The organism is uncultured Zoogloea sp. (assembly GCF_937894855.1).
GTDB classification, from domain to species: domain Bacteria; phylum Pseudomonadota; class Gammaproteobacteria; order Burkholderiales; family Rhodocyclaceae; genus Zoogloea; species Zoogloea oryzae.
In genome coordinates, this window is record NZ_CALAYQ010000125.1 from 1 (window position 1) to 17,243 (window position 17,243).

Genomic DNA, 17,243 nt, shown 5'->3' on the forward strand with positions numbered 1-17,243 from the left:
GGGTCGAGTCGATCTGCAAGGTGTTGCAGATTGCCCCGTCGGGCTACTGGCGCCACGTGGCGCTCAGGCGTGAGCCGCATAAACGCTGTGCCCGCGTCCAGCGCGACGAGGCCCTGATGCCGCACATTCAGCGCCTCTGGCACGCCAACCTGCAAGTCTATGGTGCGGATAAGGTCTGGAAACAGATGAACCGGGAAGGCGTGTCCGTGGCCCGCTGCACGGTCGAGCGGCTCATGCGCCGCCTGGGCCTGCGCGGGGTAAGGCGTGGCAAGGTCGTGCGCACGACGGTCGGTGACAGCAAGGCAATCTGTCCGCTGGACCGGGTCAAGCGACATTTCAGTGCCGAGCGCCCGAACCAGTTGTGGGTCAGCGACTTCACCTACGTCTCGACCTGGCAGGGCTGGCTCTACGTGGCCTTCGTGATCGATGTCTTCGCGCGGCGCATCGTGGGCTGGCGGGTCAGCAGTTCGATGCGCACGGACTTCGTGCTCGATGCCCTGGAGCAGGCCTTGTACGCCCGGCAGCCCGAGCGAGACGGCACCCTCGTCTGCCATTCGGATCGCGGGTCGCAATACGTCAGCATTCGCTACACCGAGCGGCTCGCCGAGGCAGGCATCGAACCGTCTGTGGGCAGCAAGGGCGACAGCTACGACAACGCGCTGGCCGAGACGATCAACGGGCTGTACAAGGCGGAATTGATCCATCGGCGAGCGCCCTGGAAAACCCGGGAATCCGTGGAGCTGGCAACCCTGGAATGGGTGTCCTGGTTCAACCACCACAGGCTGCTCGAACCCATCGGCTACATCCCCCCGGCCGAAGCTGAGGCAAACTACTACCGGCAACTCGCCAGTCAGGCCGAAACGCCGGCCTGACTTAAACCAAATGGCCTCCACGGAAGGCGGGGCGGTTCACCCCCGATCCGGAGTTCGACTGGGGCAATCCGCCCCGTTCCGATTGGCGCATCCAGCTCAAGACGGCGCGGGGGGAACATGGGGTCGCTCACCGACCTCTACGACTACGGTGATCACTGGGAACACAGGAATCTATCTGCGCTCACTCAGCGCCTGGAGAGATTGAAGGTCTGAGGCGTCAAGACGGGGTGGCGACTGCGCATACGATGTCGCAGATTTCGTGTCAAACCGCTCAGAATGGTGTGAACTTGCCTCGGAAAAACCATTAAGTTACACATTTCTGAATTATCGGCAGCACCTGCCAAAAGAGTATCGCCATTGCGAGGATACTAACTAGCAGTTTGGGGTACCTGTGCAATCCGACAATCAACCCCCCAGCCAAGATGGCGCCAGCTAGCAGGGTGACGACGCCATACCAATGGGCGCCAGCCACCCACTCGGCCAACAGGATCACTGCGCTGGCGGCCATAGCCATGCAGTAGAGAGCCACGAAGACATGAGTCTTGCTCTTCTTGGTGAGAACGTGGATCAGGATGTCGAGCGCGACGAGGGGCGCACGGGCAATCGAAAATACACTTCGCAGCCCCTTTAAGCCGGAACTTTTGCCGGCCAGGGCAGAGACTGCCACGGCTGCACTGCGCGCAGCGGTGATAGTGAAGCGGTCGGTTCCGGCTTCGTCGAGCAGTTTTTCCTTGCCGACGTTGGCGTCCTTGAATAGCTGGACGATCACCTCAGCTGGCAGGTTTGCAGCGCTAACGGGCAAGGAAATTTTTCCACCCAGAGAGGAACAATCGTTGGCGAGGGCATTCCGGAAACGTTTGAGGAATTTAGGGCCGTTGCCGACTCCATCGGCGCCATCGACTTCGTCGTCGCCGATGGCGTCGGCCAGAGCGGGTAGTTCGTCGCGGAGGATATCGAGATGGAGCCGTTCCAGAACCATGGCCGAGCATTCTGGCAGGTATTCGGGCAGACTAGTGTTGCTGGTCAGGAAATCGAGTTCATCCCGCATGGCTGGCAGACGTCTTTCCCACAGCAACTGGAGCAGGATGCGGTCAGTTTCGAGCTTTAGGCCGTAAAGTACCGTGCCATGGAGCATATCAAGGATGGCTTCGATCACCGAACTTTCGCCGGTGGCCTTCTCACACCCGTAAAGGCGGTAGAGGCGGGCCGGGTTCATCAGGATGCGGACGAGGCGCTCCGCGCCATCAAGGCGCCCGAACATCCAGTCGTTGATGCGCCAGGCACGCTTGTAGAAGGCGCCGAAATGGCCGAGTTGGACGCCAGTCAGCTTATCCTCAAGGCGGCTTGGGCCGCCGAACGCAGTGGATACGTTGGCGCTGAACTGGACGAGTTCGAGATACTGGTCGCGGGTGTTGTCAGCGCCGAAAGCATAGTGCACCACTTCCAATGTGAGCAAATGCTGGCAGGCAGCCTCGGTGCTAGTGCCCTTTTGTGTCAGGGGCTGCGTGAAAAATTCCACCAGGGTTTTGAGGTCGGAATATTTCTCCTCGAATCGGCGCGGAACTCCGAGGTCGAGCACCTGTTGCAGCGGACGCAGACTATAAACGAGCAGCTGTCCGATCTGTTGGGCGATTACGCTGAATTCTGCCAGCGTCAATGATGGGTTGGACCTGTCGTCGAAGAGACGGACCCATTCCAGAAGCTCGCTTTCTAGAAGGGCTGGCAATTTTTCTTCGTCCTTGCCACGCTCCAGGCTGGCAAGTTGTGGGGCCAAGGCTATGCCGCGGCGCAACCAGTGGCCCTGATCGCGACGGCGCAAGACAGCAATCTTGGCGACCAGGCTATAAGCCTGGCAGCGGGCTTCCATCAGGCCGTTCCATACAGTATTGGTGCTCTCACTACGCCTGGCCGGTACCAGGCCAATCCCGCGGCGCAACATGTCGAGAACCACGGACATAATGTTGTCCAAGGTGAACAGACCCCATCGCCATTCAGGGAGCGAAGGGGCGTCAAAAGTGTCTGGGACCCACGGCGTTTTCTTGGTCTCTGTTAGCGCCCGAGTAATCTGCTGCCGGGAGCGGCGGCCAAGGGCGACGCCTTGACCAGTTCCGTCGCGATATCGGCCGGCTCCGTCGGCCAGGGCGTTGGCAATGTAGTCGGCTGCGCTCTGGATACGCCGCAAGCGATAACCGGGGAAAACGGCGCGGGCAATTTCGATGGCTTTGTCCCGGCCCAGAGACCGGGCGACGAGCAGACGAGTGTCACGTTGCTGCGAAACTTTCTGGTTGTGCTCGGTAATGGCACGTAGCTGGTGGGAAATCGTTTCAACGCGAGGGATGTTTACCAGCGAGGCGAGTACCGTGCTGGCCATCGAGGGAATTTGCCCGGTCTTTTCGGAAGGCGGATCCGAGATACGGCCGGGGTCGGGGACGACATAGGCGAGTACCCTCCTGACCTCGCCCTCGGCCCGTTGCTGGAAGACAGCATCAATGGCCGACTCGAGCGGGTTATTGTCGAGCACGCCGCCATCGACAACAAAGCAGCCGAGGGTGAAGTTGGTGTGCCCATCCAGGCTGGCGACGGGGGCGCCGCCAGCGGTAGCCTTGTCGCCCGGGGCGGGGAGGTAGAAAGGCTCAAAGGCGCCCGGAAAGGATGCAGTACACCGTGCTGCAGTAGCCAGTTTGGTGACAATTTCCCGGTTGTTGAAAGGATCTTCGGCGACATCTGGGCCACGGCGGAATTTAATCTGGCCGCGATGAGTGACGTCGCGGATGAGGGTGCCGACGTCATCCGGAAAGTCGCGTACCTCGCCTCGCAGTACAGTGGTAGTCAGGGTGAGATCGATCGGCACCTGATCAGGGGGTTGCATCCGTCCCGGTTGCCGGATGATCTTGGTGAAACCTTCGAGTAGCTCCTTGTAGAAATAGCCACCGTCAAGCAGTGAAGTCGGGTCATCCTGGGTTGGCTGTCGGAGCAAGGAGAGAATGTCGCCGCTGTCGCGCCAGATGTCGCGAAGCGGGTCAAGCGGCTTCCCCTGAGTCATAGCGAGGGCCAACAAGGCACCATTAATGCCGCCGGCGCTGGTGCCACTGATGACGTCTACCCGGGGGCGCAGTGAAAGATCGCGACAAAGGCGACCGTAGATTGTTTCACCCCTGACCAGTCGGTTGATTTCCTGTGCGACGCCGCCGATCCAGACCGCCAGGCTGACGCCGCCGTTCATGACCAAGGCAATGCGCAACTCCTGTTCGTGAAAGCCGTCGGTTGTTGTTTGGCTATCGTTCATTGGAATTTCCCTGCTTTCTTGCTGCATGCATCGGACTATTACCGCAGAAGTTGCCGCAAGGCGTTGCGATAGGCGCTAAACGTGGGGACTAGCGAATCAAGACGAACGCACTCATTTGGGGCATGAATGTTGCGGTAAGTGACACCGAGACCGGCCGTGGCCGGAATGCCTAGGGTGCTGAGGTAATTGGCGATGCTAGAAGGTCCAACTACCCCAGTCGGAACGTCGTGGTCGAATGCCTCAGCAGCAGCCGAGGCCAGAGCCCGAACCATGGGTTGGGTCGGGTCGAGCCAGTAGGCAGGCCAGCCAGTTTGCCACGCGATCTCAGTGCATGGAGCTAGACTTTTCGATTCTTCTCGGGCAACGAGATTTTCGACAATTTGGCGCGCCCGATCTTCATTGAAGGCCGGGGTCAGGCGAATATCGAGTTCCAACTCGCAATGGTCTGGCACCAGCGAATAGCTGCCACCACCCCGGAGGCCGGTGACAGTGATCTGGGGAGGCAAGGGGAAGGCTTTGTCGCTGTCGGGAAGGGGCTCGGCGACCAGAAGGTTCATAAACATAGCGGCCCGTTCAATCGCGTTAATGCCTCGATTGCTGGAGGCTCCCGAATGCGCACCGATACCGTGCATAGTCAGTCGCACCCGCAAAAAGCCACGCCCGCCAGTCACCAGGCGGTCGTTGCCTGGGTAGCCTATCATCACACCAGCAATCGGTTCGCTGCCGCGCGTTGCAATGTAACTGTAGATTCCAGAAAAGGCACCCGTGTGCTCCTCGGCATCGAAGACAAAGCCGAGGCTGCCAGCGAACGATTCCCGATATTGCAAAAAATCGGCCAGGATGTGACAGAAAACGGCGATGCCTGCCTTGCTGTCCGCACTGCCTCGCCCGTACATCCACCCATTCTCGATGGTCGGTCGGTCCGGCGGATGGCGCCAAGCACCGCGTTCGCCAAATGGAGCTGTATCAGCGCAGGCATTGAGCAAGTAGGTGGGTCCGCTCCGTTGCCCCTTGATCTCACCCCAGACGCCAAGGGGTGTGCCGTTGTCGCCGCGTAGCCAGTGATGGGCAACACCTTGCCCGTCGAGCCAGTTTGAGATGACATTCAACAACGGCAGAGGTGAATCTATTCCCCCCTGGCTGGGACGGGAGACCAGTTTGCCGAGCAGATCAATAATCGAATCCAAGGTTTCGTTAATCACCGGCATGTCACGCGTCCCTAATCCTATTAAACTAAAAATAAATTCAGCACGCCTCTTGGCATTCTATTTTGATATACCTTATGGCAAGCAATGACGTAAACGGAAGAGAAATTTGGCGGTGCGGATCAGGGAGACAAACGATTAGGATATGTGGAAATTTAATGGTATCGGCACATACGCAGACGAACGACGCGAAGCGGGATGCCACGCTTGTCGTAGCGGGTTGCGATGCGCCGAAACTGTTTGACACGACAAAACCATCGTTCGACCAGATTACGATTGCGCTAAAGGTATTTGTCGAAGGGCCTCTAACGCTCGCGTGTAGGGGGAGAGGGCATCACGGTTTTAAGACCGCGCTCGTGCAGCGGCTCGAAAAGACAGGACTTAGACAGAAATCAGCCTGTGTGAACAGCCCCTTGACCAAGCTTTTGGCTCAAATGTCCACAGGCTCTAGGGTAGCGTGCCGCCCTTGCATTCCTGAAAAGCACCATTGACGTACGGCGTGAAGCGCAACTGGATCACCCCCTGCGTCGGAACTGGTAGTTTCGAGAGAACGAGTTCGGAGATTTCGTTATTCGCTAGCTTCGCCTCGGTGAAATCGTTCGCCACCGGGCTGGGTGCCAGTAGGGCATAGAAGAACACCGTCGCAGGGGCGCTCAGCCACCCGACCATGGCAGCCAACGTGGGGGCGAACCGCTCGAGCGCGGCATCAAGCGCGATGTCAGCCGGGTCGAGGTATTTGCCGACGCTTTCGTCCCACAACTTCTCCAGAGCGTCCTCCATCCGGTCCTGGTCGCTTGCCGTCCACGTAGCCTGCGCATTCGCAAGATACAGGGCTCGATAGAGATTGGCCCATTCTGATGCAGCCGCGATAGCGACCGCAGGATCGTTGGTTTCGGTCATCGCCTTCTTGACGCGCAGCGCGCATGCGGACCAGTGATCGGTTGGTTGGCAGTACATAGTTACCTTTCTGGGGGAGACAATGAATCGAAGCGCAGGCTTTTTGCGGGCAACTCGTGTAGGTAGGCAAGCTTGTGTTTGTGACTTCGCACCTCTGCCGTCCCTCAGATAAGCACTTCAACTCGCCTCCATCGTGGTTTGGTGCGTTTATTTAGCGGTAAAGCGTGACTCGCCCTTCAATGTCGACAGTGGCGACGTACCAGCCTGTTACAGTGTCATCCGCTTTTCCTAGGTATTGCCATTCTGAAAAACGCGTCCACTGAATAGCTTCGGATGCATCTGGTATGCTCTCAGGATAGAAGCTGACCTGCTCAGTACCGAAGGCCTGCAATTGCCCCTTCCCGTCGAAGAGCCCGGCAAGGCGCTCGGCACCACCATCGAAGTATTTGTGCCTCTGAAGCACGACAGGGTCGTCTTCCGTACCGGTACAGAACTCCACCAGCAACATCCTGAACGGCTTGCCGAGCGGCATACGGATACCTATTCGCTTAGCCCCTGGAGTTGCAGCATCTTCCAAGGGCTTATAGAGCCTTGTCAGATCGACCTTTTGTCCCTGCACATCCTGATCCCAGATCACCAACTCTTCGTCGGATTGGACGACTTTGACGCCGGAAGCTTCAGTCGGCACTAGGAGCAGATACACGTCCTCGGGTACGACGCCTGCTTTGGGCGGGACGACGCCCAAAACACTAACAGTGTGTTGATCCCAGCGGAAGAGTCCAGGCGGATCCGTGATGAGCTTGCCCTCGTTACCCCACTTGGGCAGCGCCGCGGGGGAGAACATGGCACTGCGAATGTCGTTTCCGTCGTAGTCGACCAGCCGATACCAGGCTCCCGCGCGCAAGCCCGCACTGCGCAACTTCACGGGAACAGCGACCTCGCTCGTAACACTCGACTCGAGATCGAGCAGGATGGGCGCACGCGTCGCACTTGTACCGGCGTGTGGCATGTCGTCCTTGAACGCAACCTCGATCGAAAACGCGCGGGGGGCCTTCGCTTCGTATTGAGGCACCTGCCGTGTTCGCGGTAATACGTCTTGCGGCCACTCGGCAAGCGAATCTTTGTCGCCGAGTGCCCTCAGCGGCCACGCGAACCAGCCGATGCTCGCCTCGCGGTTTAGCAAGGGTGAATCCACCACAGTCCACGTGACTGCCTCAGGCCCGTGGCCCCGGTCGGCCTCCAGCACTGCTTCCCTTGTCCAACCCAGGCGCGCCAGAGTCCTCCGGGCCTCCTCCTCAGGCGTGTGTAGGGCCGTCGAACCCTCCGCCCATTCGGCCACCATGCGAGGCGGTCCGTCGAATAGCCATAGGCGATACGCCGCGCTCGATGGGGCTCCCGCAGGCGCCTCCGGATGCTTCGCAGGCGGTGTATCGCCGCCTCGCAACGGCGCGGGAACCCAGCGCGGAATTCCGTCCTCACGGCCGATTTCCCCCACCAGGCTGCAGGCGAATAGCTCGGAGCCTGTGCCGGGCTGTACATCCCTAGCGAACGCGTGAAACTCGACATCGAGGTACTCACCGGGCGAGCCCTCCTTCATGCCGGTATTGAGGCGATACCCCTGCGTCTCCTGCGGACGCAGCCAGGTCATGCGCTCGGGCCGTGACGGCCGCGGCAAGTCGGAGAACAAGGGCACGATATCGCGCTCCGTCGCTTGCCAATCGGGGATCAGCCGCAAATCCCTGACCTCGGAGTCCTCAACGAACCTGAACCGTTGCTCAGCCGCGTGCCGCAGTTTCAGGAAGCCCGCAATCTTGTTGGTCCGCTGGCTGCCAGCTCTCGATGATGTGTCCACAGCGACGGAATAGAGATGGCGGCGAACCGCTTGCCACGGGCTGTCCGTACCACGGGAATCAATGGCACTTGCGGTCTTGGCCTCCATCACGGCGAAGTCGGCCGACAGGTCGAGCCGCCCTCCGGCCACGCGGGCATCCTGCATCGATGCGAACCATTTTGTTTTCTTTTCGTAGGTCCAGCCGTGATAGCCAATGACACGCAGGGTAGACGCACTCGCGTCTACGGAGAGTTTCCAGGTCGCTGCCCAGAAATAGGCTGTCAGGCTATAGGCGTAATTGAGAGGATCCACATCCTTGGCCCGGGGAACGGCCTTGGCCACGGAGAGCGCACCGTTGAACTCGACCGTACGCGATAGAGCGCCGCCCTTGCGCTCGAATATCTCGGTGACTTCAAGCCCCACATTGGCATCGGCCAACAGGCCGAAGGCCCCGCTCGCGCTCCAGCCAACCATGCCCCGCCGCACGACGAAATGGCCAGCTTCGCGCTCAAGTTCGAGATACAGCCGGTTCAAAGTCTTCAGAGCCAGCCTGCAGGGGTCTGTCAGCTGTTTCGGCTTTCTGCCCGCGTCTTGTTCTTCGGAGGTTTCGCCGAGCTTGGGATTGGCCACGGCGATTACGAGCCGGTTGACGACCGGAACCGGATCCTTGAAGGACTCGAGATTGAGCCTAACTGGGGCCTCCTGTCCGATCAATTCCAGGACGAAGCTCGACGAGCCATCGGCATTTGACAGCGTTTCCCGGAGGATGAACAGCGAGAGACTGCCCCTCTCTTCAGGCTTGTCTCGTTCGCCAAGCTTTGTGACGAGCGGTTCGATCGCCTGGCCTTGGCCTTCGTAGTATTGAGGCGTGGTCGGGTCAGGCGTGCCGGCCGCCGATACCGTGGCGTCTCGCGATACCAGAGTGTCGTTGCTCAGGCGCAGCCAATTGCGCACATGCTTTGTGGCTCCCTCCAGTTCGAGATAGTCGATCGGCCCCGTCATGTTGTCGGGGCGCCCGAGGAAGTTAAGGCCCTCCACCCAGCCGCGCCGACCCCTCAAGGTTCGTTGCAAGAAACGCAGCTGCGCCGTCTCCTTGTCTGGTGCTACCCGCTGATAGTGCCAGCGTGTGTCGGCGTTCTCGAGCAGCAATCGCGGCAAGGTCGGCGTGGCGACTTCGGTCGCGACGACTTGGGTGGCTGTGTAGGGCGGCAACTCATCTGCGGCAAACGATCCTTGCGCGCTTGACCGGCGGTAGAGGCCACGCAACACGGCTGGTTCTTCGCTCATCTCGCTCTCCAGCGACGGCGGCCAGATTTCGCTGCGGTAATCGACAGGCCCGTCGCTTGAGATGTCAAACTTCGCGAGCGGGCCGCTGACCGACCGGACCTTCCCATCGACCACAGGCAGGGCGATCGATGTTGCCGCCTTTTTGTCGAGTTCGCCCACGTTATCGGCTGCAATATCGCGCCCCAGCACGAGCTTGAACTTGCCGGACTCGACCTTGTGCGGCAACAGAACACGCGCTCGTGCCAGGCCCACGGCGCAGTTGGCGGCGCTTTCTGCGAGCCGCACCCAGTTATTCGCGGGCGCGAAGTATTGGGTGGCGCTTTCTGGCTGGGCGACGGTGAGAACCAGTTCAGGGCTGATCGAAGCATCGATCGTAGTCAGCCCTAACGTCGCGGTGCAGAGCCTATCCGAAGGTGCCAGCGCTCGGCTCACGACGCACAGCGTTCCGGTCACGCTGGCGTCGTCCGGTGGCAGCAACGCCACTGCGAGATCGCGCCCGTTGCAGCAGGAGCGGGGTACCGCGATCATCAGCGCGGGATCCTGTATCGTGAGTTCGGCGGTCTGGCTGCTCGCCGTGACCGTCAGGATCTTGTCGCCGCTCGCATCGAGCAACAGGCGCACAAAGCCGCCCGAAGGAATTGCCGGGAGCCAGCCAGTCACATCGACGCTCCTGCTTTCCGAGGTGGCGCGGTACGACAGGTTGTCCTTTTCTTTGGACAGGCAGTCCTTCTCTTTGGACAGGCAGTCCTTCTCTTTGGACAGGCAATCCTTCTCTTTGGACAGGCAATCCTTCTCTTTGGAATGCCAGCGAATGAAGCCATTCGCGGTGCGGATCCACAGCGGTCTGCCGGCCTCCCAAGCACTGTCAGCCACCTCGTCCATCAGTAGTGCGACGCTGGCTTTGAGGTCGAGGCCTTGGTCGATGCGCTGCGTGCCGGTATCGCGCTCCGTGTACTTCCATCTGATCTTCAGGGAATGGCCGGCGCGGCTCCCGTCGCCTTGGCCTTGTTCCTCAAAGGTCACCACGTCGCCGTCACGCTTGATTTGATCCGGCTGCAGCGGGACAGGTACGCCCAGAACGCTAGCGACCAGGCCTCCGGTCACGCCCGCGTTCCAATGGGTCGAGGTGAGGGTGCCGGGCTTACCGGGCGCCCGACCTGATGTGCCCAGCAGCTCTGCGTCGTCGATCTGCACTGCCTCGGCTTGGATGGACGTTGTGTCGGCGAGACCGAATTCACGCTTCACGTGACCCAGGGGATCGTCCATGTCTACCCACCAACTGGCAATCCAGTCGCCGTCGGTGCGGGTGATCACCTTGTCCTGAAGTTTGCCGTATAGGGTCTCTTCTTTAGTGCCCCTCACGGCAAGTAGCCGCCCCTTCACCACGTAGCCACATTCCGCGGTTGCCGGGTTTCCGTCGAATCCGGTGAACGGCTTGTCGGAGACGACTCCGTCATTGGGGGGAGCATCGTCCAGCAGCAGCGCAGGCAGGCGTTCTTTAGACATATCTGCTTCACTCTCCGGGTAGGCGTGGCGTCAGGAGTTCTGATGACTCTCTGCCGCGCTTCCACAGGACGCGCAGGCGAGACGCGTCCAGACCTTCCAGCAGCAGCAACAGATCCCCGGCGTTGCCGCCGCCGTTGGTCAAGGTGATATTGGTCACCACCTTATTGTCGCAATATGCAACACCCCACCTCACAGTGTCTGAGTCCACCTTCGGCCAATGGGCCAGCGCCGACATGTAATCCTGGGCAACTGCTGAGCCGAAAAAGTAGGCGCACGGAATCAGCACATCGTCATCACTCTTGACGAACACTGTCATCAAGGCGTCAGGATCCGGCAGGCGAAGACCAGGCATAGACCCGATCGACACGTTATCAGTGGTTGCACGGCCTATCACTTCTGCGACCGTAGGCCGCGCCGAACCCATGTAGCTCCAGCCTAGCCGCGCGAGCGGCACGACGAGTTCCGACCCCAGCCCGCGCGGGAAACAATGATCAAAATAAATCTGCTTGTCATTTTTAAAAGTCTTCGGGACGCGTTCCGCCATCTGCCCCAGATGAGTCTCTTCTCCCGGCTTCGTGTCGGCACGCGGCCTGACCGTCAGCATCACCTGGAAACAGGCCGGTTGATCGATGACTAGCTGATGTCCTTCTTCGAGAGACCCCAGCGTCGCGGGAGGATCGGAAGTGTCAAGAGGCGGATGCCTGCACCAGTCTTTGATGAGTGGGTCCACTTTCTCGGCAGGCTTGAAGTACTCTGCCAGCATCGTCTTGGCACTGGCCTCGATGACCTCCAGGCGCAAGGCGCCAAGGGCCGTGCGCGCATGGGTGTTGTGCGTCGCTCGCCGGAACTCCGGCGGCGGGATGACCTTCCAGACGAAGGCATCCTCCTCGGCATCGGGCACCGGAATCAGCCCAACACGCCCCGTCAAGGGCATTCGCCTCAAGATGGCCAGCCGGTGGACATTGGCCTCTGGAACGCCGTCTTTGGCCAGGCCCTCCTGCCACGTAGGGGCCGGGTGCCTGGGCTCAACCTTGGGGCGGTCGCCCGGCTCGCTGGCTGGCTGCGTCAGCAGGCGCCTGCGCAGCGGGGCGTAGCGCGACAGCGGCTCGATGACCCATTCGAGTTCGTGGTGCCACGCGTCCTGCAGCCCGGTCCAGTTCCAAGTCATCTGGCCAAAGTCGTCCACGGCCACCGTGTCCTCGGTGTTCGGCACTTCGTTCAGAATGTAGCCACGCTTCACAAGGCCAGCCGTTTTGCCTTTGAACGTCCATGCGCGCCCCAGGTAGGCGCCGTTCTGGTCGCAAAAGAAGATCCAGTTGCCGCTGGGATAGCTGGGATCGGCCAACCACTTTTCCGCACCGACGCGCGTCAGCTCACGCCGCTGCGCGATGGTCAGGATCACTTCCTTGCAGTCGCTCGGGTCCAGCGAGCGCCAGAACTGGAGCAACAGCGCGCCGCCGCGCACGTCGCGCTTCGATGCCTTGTCATCTTGAATATCCTTCAACAGCCCATTGAGCGCCTCCGCAACCTTTTCGGCCATGCCAACTTCCTTTCCGCTCCGGATCATGGCTTGCGGAGACGGAGAAGCCAGGAAGGTGTCCGGCACACCCTTATCCTCGCCATCTTTTGGCGAAACGACCTCTACCCACCATTGCCGCCCCACCTCGATCGGTGCGTAGGCCTTGACCAGTTGGGGGACCGCCTGCACCACAGCGAGTGCTTCGAACGGGCAGCCCTGCGCATGGCGCGCTGGCAGGTCCCGCATCCAGATGCGGTATCCGCCGACCAGCTCCGCTTCATCTGTCGCATTGTGTATAAGGTGCTGCACCTGCATGCGCACACGGGCAAGATTTTCGGCCTCTTTGGGCGGAGGACCTTCGCCCGGCGGATCGACTTCAGAAAAGAAGACTTGGTCCACATCCAGCAGCCCAAGCTCCACGGGCTCCTCCCAGAACTGTTCGAAATGTGGGACGATCTGATCGCGCTCGGCATTGTTCGCATCGAAGCCGATCAGCATCTGCGGCTCCAGCACCGGCGACTCCAGCACCGGCCCGTCGAAGACCGCGCCCGCCGAGTCCGCCGCAACGAGGCGTCGCAGCGCGAGCATGATTCGCACGGCACGGCGGCGCGGCAATAGCTCATCTAGTCCCTTGATGCCAACCTCCCATTGGCACTGGGACCAGGGGCTATCGTCGGTTGGCCCAGGCTTGGACTGCTCGCGCGGCCCAAGTTCCTCCAGATGGATCCTTACAAATGGCGTCAGCCCATGATTCGACAGGTTCGCCTGTGCGCTTTCCGACGAGGCGCCGGTTGGCAGCTGGTCGCTGGCACGCACGTCCATGAAGGCGGCCGGATCGATGTCCGACAGAAGGCGCGCCACCTGCACCGAGGTATCGTCCGCATCGCCATAGAAGCCGGTCGGCAGCGCCGGACTCTCCAAGCGGTACACAACCAATTCGAGTCCCACGCCCGTCGACTTCTCCGTGGGGGGGAGATCGAAGCGGATCGCCATCGTGGCGTCGCCAGCGCCGGGGCCGGCCACGAGACGCGCCGTCGCACGCGCGATGGCTGCCGGTGGATCGAGTCGATGCCGCTGCAGCATGACCCGTCCTGCGCGCACCACCCGTCCATGGGGATTGAGCAGCTCGATCCGGTAGTTGAGCAACTCGCCGATGAGCTCGTCCGGTGCCAAGCTGTCGGCCAGCAGAAAGCGGCGCTGCGGCCACCGCTCCTTGGCTGGCATGTCGGGCACCGCTAAATTCCAACTTGGCGCATCGTCCACCTCGTACGGTATGGCAACCAGGCCGCTGCGGCGCGATGGACGCTCGACGACGCCCAGCGTCCGCGTAATCCGGTAGTAGCCCGAATACTTTGTGCCGCCGCTGATTGCGTCGTGCACGCTGCTGTTGGTGTAAGCAGAACTACCTACCGCATCGGCGCATTCGAACGAGACGCCTTTGCTATGCTGGAATGCCTTCACTAGGAGTTCGGCCGGAGCAGCCTTTGTCGGTTCCTCTTCATCGACGAAGATCCCGTCGCCCTGAGGTACCGGTCCGTCGGCCTCGACCAGGAACAGCAAGCCACCGAAGGCCTCAATGGGCAGCTTGCCCGGACGATCGGAGAGGATGGCGATCAAGTTCGCGATCCAGTCTTCGATACTTCGGTTGCTACCCCCTTGAGTTTCGACGTATGCGCGATAGGCCCGTAGGGGGAGCGATACGCCCGCTTTGGTCTGTGCATCTTCCAGTTGCTGCTTGATGTTATTCGTGGTCTCCGACTCGGCCATGTCGCTCACGTCGGCGAGGACGCCATCAAAGGCACGGCCTGCGAAGCGTTCCTTTGGTCTCTCCATCCAGGTAAGCGAGATTTTCTCGCCTTTCTCTAGGGCGGCCGGGCCGAAATAGCGGGCACCGGCCCAATCGAAATTAGGCACTGCGTCCAGCGTCCACTGCCCCGACGCCACCTGCCCCGCGTTGTCGGTACCTGCAGCGATATTCAGGTCCGGCGGCATGCGCAGCGCGAGCCAATGGGTTGTGTCCAGCCTCTTGAGGAACAGCAGGTCCATGATGACTCAGATCCCCAGCAGTGTTTTGATGTCTTGGTCGGCAGCCCGGTATTCGAGTCGCGCCTTTTCGACGACCCCGGTATTGACCGCCACCGGCACCGTGAGCGACGCGGAGATCCCGAGCACGGATACGCTGGCCATGGCATGGCCGCGTAGGCCGAAGCCCTCGCCGCCCGTCGTCAGCGCAGCCTCCAGGCCGAGGTCGACATGCACTTCCAGTCGGAAGTCGTAGTCCTCCGACCAGGAGATCTTGTAGGTGTCGAACAAGCAATCGATCGTGATGCTGAAGCCGACGCTCGCGTGCAGCGACAGCGCGGCATTCATCGCGATCGACGCATCCCCGTACACCGTGAGCGCACCGTTGCGGAATGTGCCGAGCAGCAGCAGATCAGCGGCGAACCCCGCGCTGAAACTCGCGCGGAGGCTGACCACCCCGACCGCCGCCGAGGCGTTCCAATTGAACCCGGCGCGCAGGTTCGAGCGCGACATCACGTAGGAAATGGACCTGCCGTCATCGATGCGTGCGCGGAATGCGAGCAGCGACGTAGCCTGCACGCTGAGCGGACCGAGGCTGCCGCTCACTTCATTGGGACCGAGATAGAGGGCGATGCCGTTCTTCGTAGCTTCAAACGCTAGGCGCATCGGCCTCAGGCTGAACCCCATCAGCTGGCCAGCCAAGCCTTCCGACCTCATACTGGACAGGCCGTTGCCGGTTGTCTGTGCCGCAATGCGCAATGAGGGCTCCTGCGCATCCAGCATGATCAAGGCCACGCCGGCGGGACGCTGTTGGAACTCGCCCGTGCGCGCATCCTCGACTTTGGTATAAAGCCACAGTTTGCCAAAGGCCGTCGCCTGCGCTTCGGATGTGACGATCAGCGTCATGTCCGCGGCGTAGAACCCCGCCGCCTTGTTATCGCCCGTCGGCCCGAGGAAGAGGCGCGCGAGCAAGGTGAGGCCGGTGTCCTTGGACGGTGTCCACACCGTGGGATCGCTGACGTCCGGCAAACCTTGCTGCACGCGCCGACGTGCCTCGGCCAGTGTAAGACGCGAGGTGCCCTGAATCTCACAGTTGACGCCCACAGCGAGCCCGATTTGCTGCACATAAACCAGCGGAAACAGTGAGATCGCGACTTTCGTATCCGCATAAAGCAGCACGGTGGGAGTCCAGTCCTCGTCCGGCTTCGCGCGGAACTGCCCAACCCGGAAGGCGACTGCCACACCTGGCAGGGTGGGTGTGCTCAACTGCCCCCTGCCTTCCAGGTAACGCAACGTCGAATTGGTCACATATTCCACCCGCGCACTGCCCTTGACACCGCCCGGTGCCGAGAGCGAGAGATCGACGCTCAGCTGGTTGGCAGCGCCGCGGGTCAGCTTGCCGGAAAAGGGATCGAAGCTAAGGAGGGGGATGGTTCCGCGAAGGCTGACGTCGCCGATGATATCGAGCCGCAGGTCGATGCCTTGCAGATCGAAAGTAATTCTTTTCTCTTTCTCGAGCCACTTGAGGTCGATGCGCGGCACGCGCAGCTCGAACATCTCGAGGGCCTTGAGCTTGAACGGCGTAAATGGGCGCAAGGTAATGGTCAGTAGCTCGGCTTCGAAACCGCTGTCGAACTCGGTGCTCATGCCCTCGAACAGGTCGCCGAACCAATCGGCGATGTCCTTGCTCAGGCGGCCCGCTGCGGTGGAGAGGAAGGTAATTTTGCCGCCGAGCCGGGGCTTGACCTTCCATTTCCCTGGATCGTCCTCGGTGAAACGCAGACTGAGGATCGGCTTCTCAATCTGGAACCAGCCCTGCGGATCCCCCCAGCGACGCGTGTTCGCGAGCAGGACGGTGGACTCGATCGTCCACTTTGTATTGTCGCGGCGAGTGGCCGTAATCTTCAGCTCGCCCTCACCATCGGCAAAAGCGGGGATATTGAAGGCAGCCTGCAGGTGTACGGTCCAAGCGTCATCGAAGACTTCGGCCGACACCTTCGAGATCTCTGTCACCGTGATGGCCTGCCCAAACAGATCCCGCAGCGACTTGTGGAGTTCATCCAGTGTGTTCTCGGTCGCCTCGCATCCCCCACGCACGCCGTCAGCCGAGAAAGTGAGGAAACAGGTGAACGCGAACTGCACGCCAAGCAGCTCGAAGTTTGCGAGCCGCCCGTCTTCAGGCCAGAGCGTTACCTGGACGGGCTTTTCGCCTAGGGTGAGCCCGGCGAGGCACTGTTGGACGGTCAAGCCCGGCCAGTCAACATTCACCGATTGCTTCAGGGCGCGGATCTCTCGGACCGTCGCCACATTCTTGTTTTCGCGATGGATGACGAGAGTGACGTTGATGCTCTGAAACCGCGTCAGCTTGCCGCCATGCAGCAAGACGGTCGCAGAAACCTCGACGTCCTCCTTGTCGACGGATGGAAATTTGGTATGGCCCTCGAACTTGACGTTGAATTGCGTCGTCGACAAGTTCGTTTCTGCCACGAGCTCGGACGAGTCCGCGCCATCGTCGACGTTCAACGGTGCGCCAAACAGGTCCAGTAAAACCGCCTCTTCCCCGAACTTCTCTTTTAGCAACAGCTTGACTGCAGGCATCCTGCGTCTCCCTGAAAGCGGTGACCGTTAGAAGATGAGGCGGCGTCTTCGCGCCGGGCCGGACGAATCGAACGACTCTCCAGCAGCGCTATCAACCACGATATGAGATTAGGTGGATTTTCGGATAATGACAATATTTTTAATCTACCCTGCAGTTCATTGAAGGCATCCCATTACACACATCTCACGCCTCCCCGAACTGCCGTGCATAGCGGGCGCC

At 60.7% G+C, this 17,243-nt stretch carries 8 protein-coding genes; 2 read left to right on the forward strand and 6 right to left on the reverse strand.

Features of this window, described 5'->3' with window-relative positions; genetic code table 11:
* On the forward strand, window positions 1–872 hold an 872-nt coding region (locus Q0672_RS14520), incomplete at its 5' end, for an IS3 family transposase (protein ID WP_298623222.1).
* Window positions 873–1,176: 304 nt separating this feature from the next.
* Here Q0672_RS14520 and Q0672_RS14525 read toward each other — a convergent pair.
* The 4 genes from Q0672_RS14525 to Q0672_RS14540 all read right to left on the reverse strand — a co-directional run bounded on the left by Q0672_RS14525 (window position 1,177) and on the right by Q0672_RS14540 (window position 10,644).
* Entirely contained in the window at window positions 1,177–4,158 is a 2,982-nt protein-coding gene (locus Q0672_RS14525) for a patatin-like protein (RefSeq protein ID WP_298623225.1), read from the reverse strand.
* Window positions 4,159–4,196: 38 nt separating this feature from the next.
* Window positions 4,197–5,366 carry a M20 family metallopeptidase gene (locus Q0672_RS14530; protein ID WP_298623227.1) on the reverse strand — a complete coding sequence of 390 codons (1,170 nt, stop codon included), beginning with the start codon at window positions 5,364–5,366 and terminating at the stop codon, window positions 4,197–4,199.
* 444 nt (window positions 5,367–5,810) lie between these two features.
* A complete protein-coding gene (locus Q0672_RS14535) occupies window positions 5,811–6,263 on the reverse strand; it encodes a hypothetical protein (protein WP_298623228.1) in 453 nt (150 codons plus the stop codon).
* Between the two features lie 208 nt (window positions 6,264–6,471).
* A complete protein-coding gene (locus Q0672_RS14540; RefSeq protein WP_367179966.1) occupies window positions 6,472–10,644 on the reverse strand; it encodes a hypothetical protein in 4,173 nt (1,390 codons plus the stop codon).
* Here Q0672_RS14540 and Q0672_RS23530 point away from each other — a divergent pair.
* Window positions 10,624–10,716 carry a hypothetical protein gene (locus Q0672_RS23530; protein ID WP_367179967.1) on the forward strand — a complete coding sequence of 31 codons (93 nt, stop codon included), beginning with the start codon at window positions 10,624–10,626 and terminating at the stop codon, window positions 10,714–10,716. The two genes, Q0672_RS14540 and Q0672_RS23530, sit on opposite strands and share 21 nt — an antisense overlap.
* A gap of 175 nt (window positions 10,717–10,891) precedes the next feature.
* Here Q0672_RS23530 and Q0672_RS14545 read toward each other — a convergent pair whose 3' ends face one another.
* Both Q0672_RS14545 and Q0672_RS14550 read right to left on the reverse strand, forming a co-directional pair.
* A complete protein-coding gene (locus Q0672_RS14545; RefSeq protein WP_298623233.1) occupies window positions 10,892–14,449 on the reverse strand; it encodes a hypothetical protein in 3,558 nt (1,185 codons plus the stop codon).
* A gap of 6 nt (window positions 14,450–14,455) precedes the next feature.
* The gene (locus tag Q0672_RS14550) at window positions 14,456–17,023 is read right to left on the reverse strand and encodes a hypothetical protein (protein WP_298623235.1); all 2,568 of its coding nucleotides are present in this window, start codon (window positions 17,021–17,023) and stop codon (window positions 14,456–14,458) included.
* Window positions 17,024–17,243 lie beyond the last annotated feature (220 nt).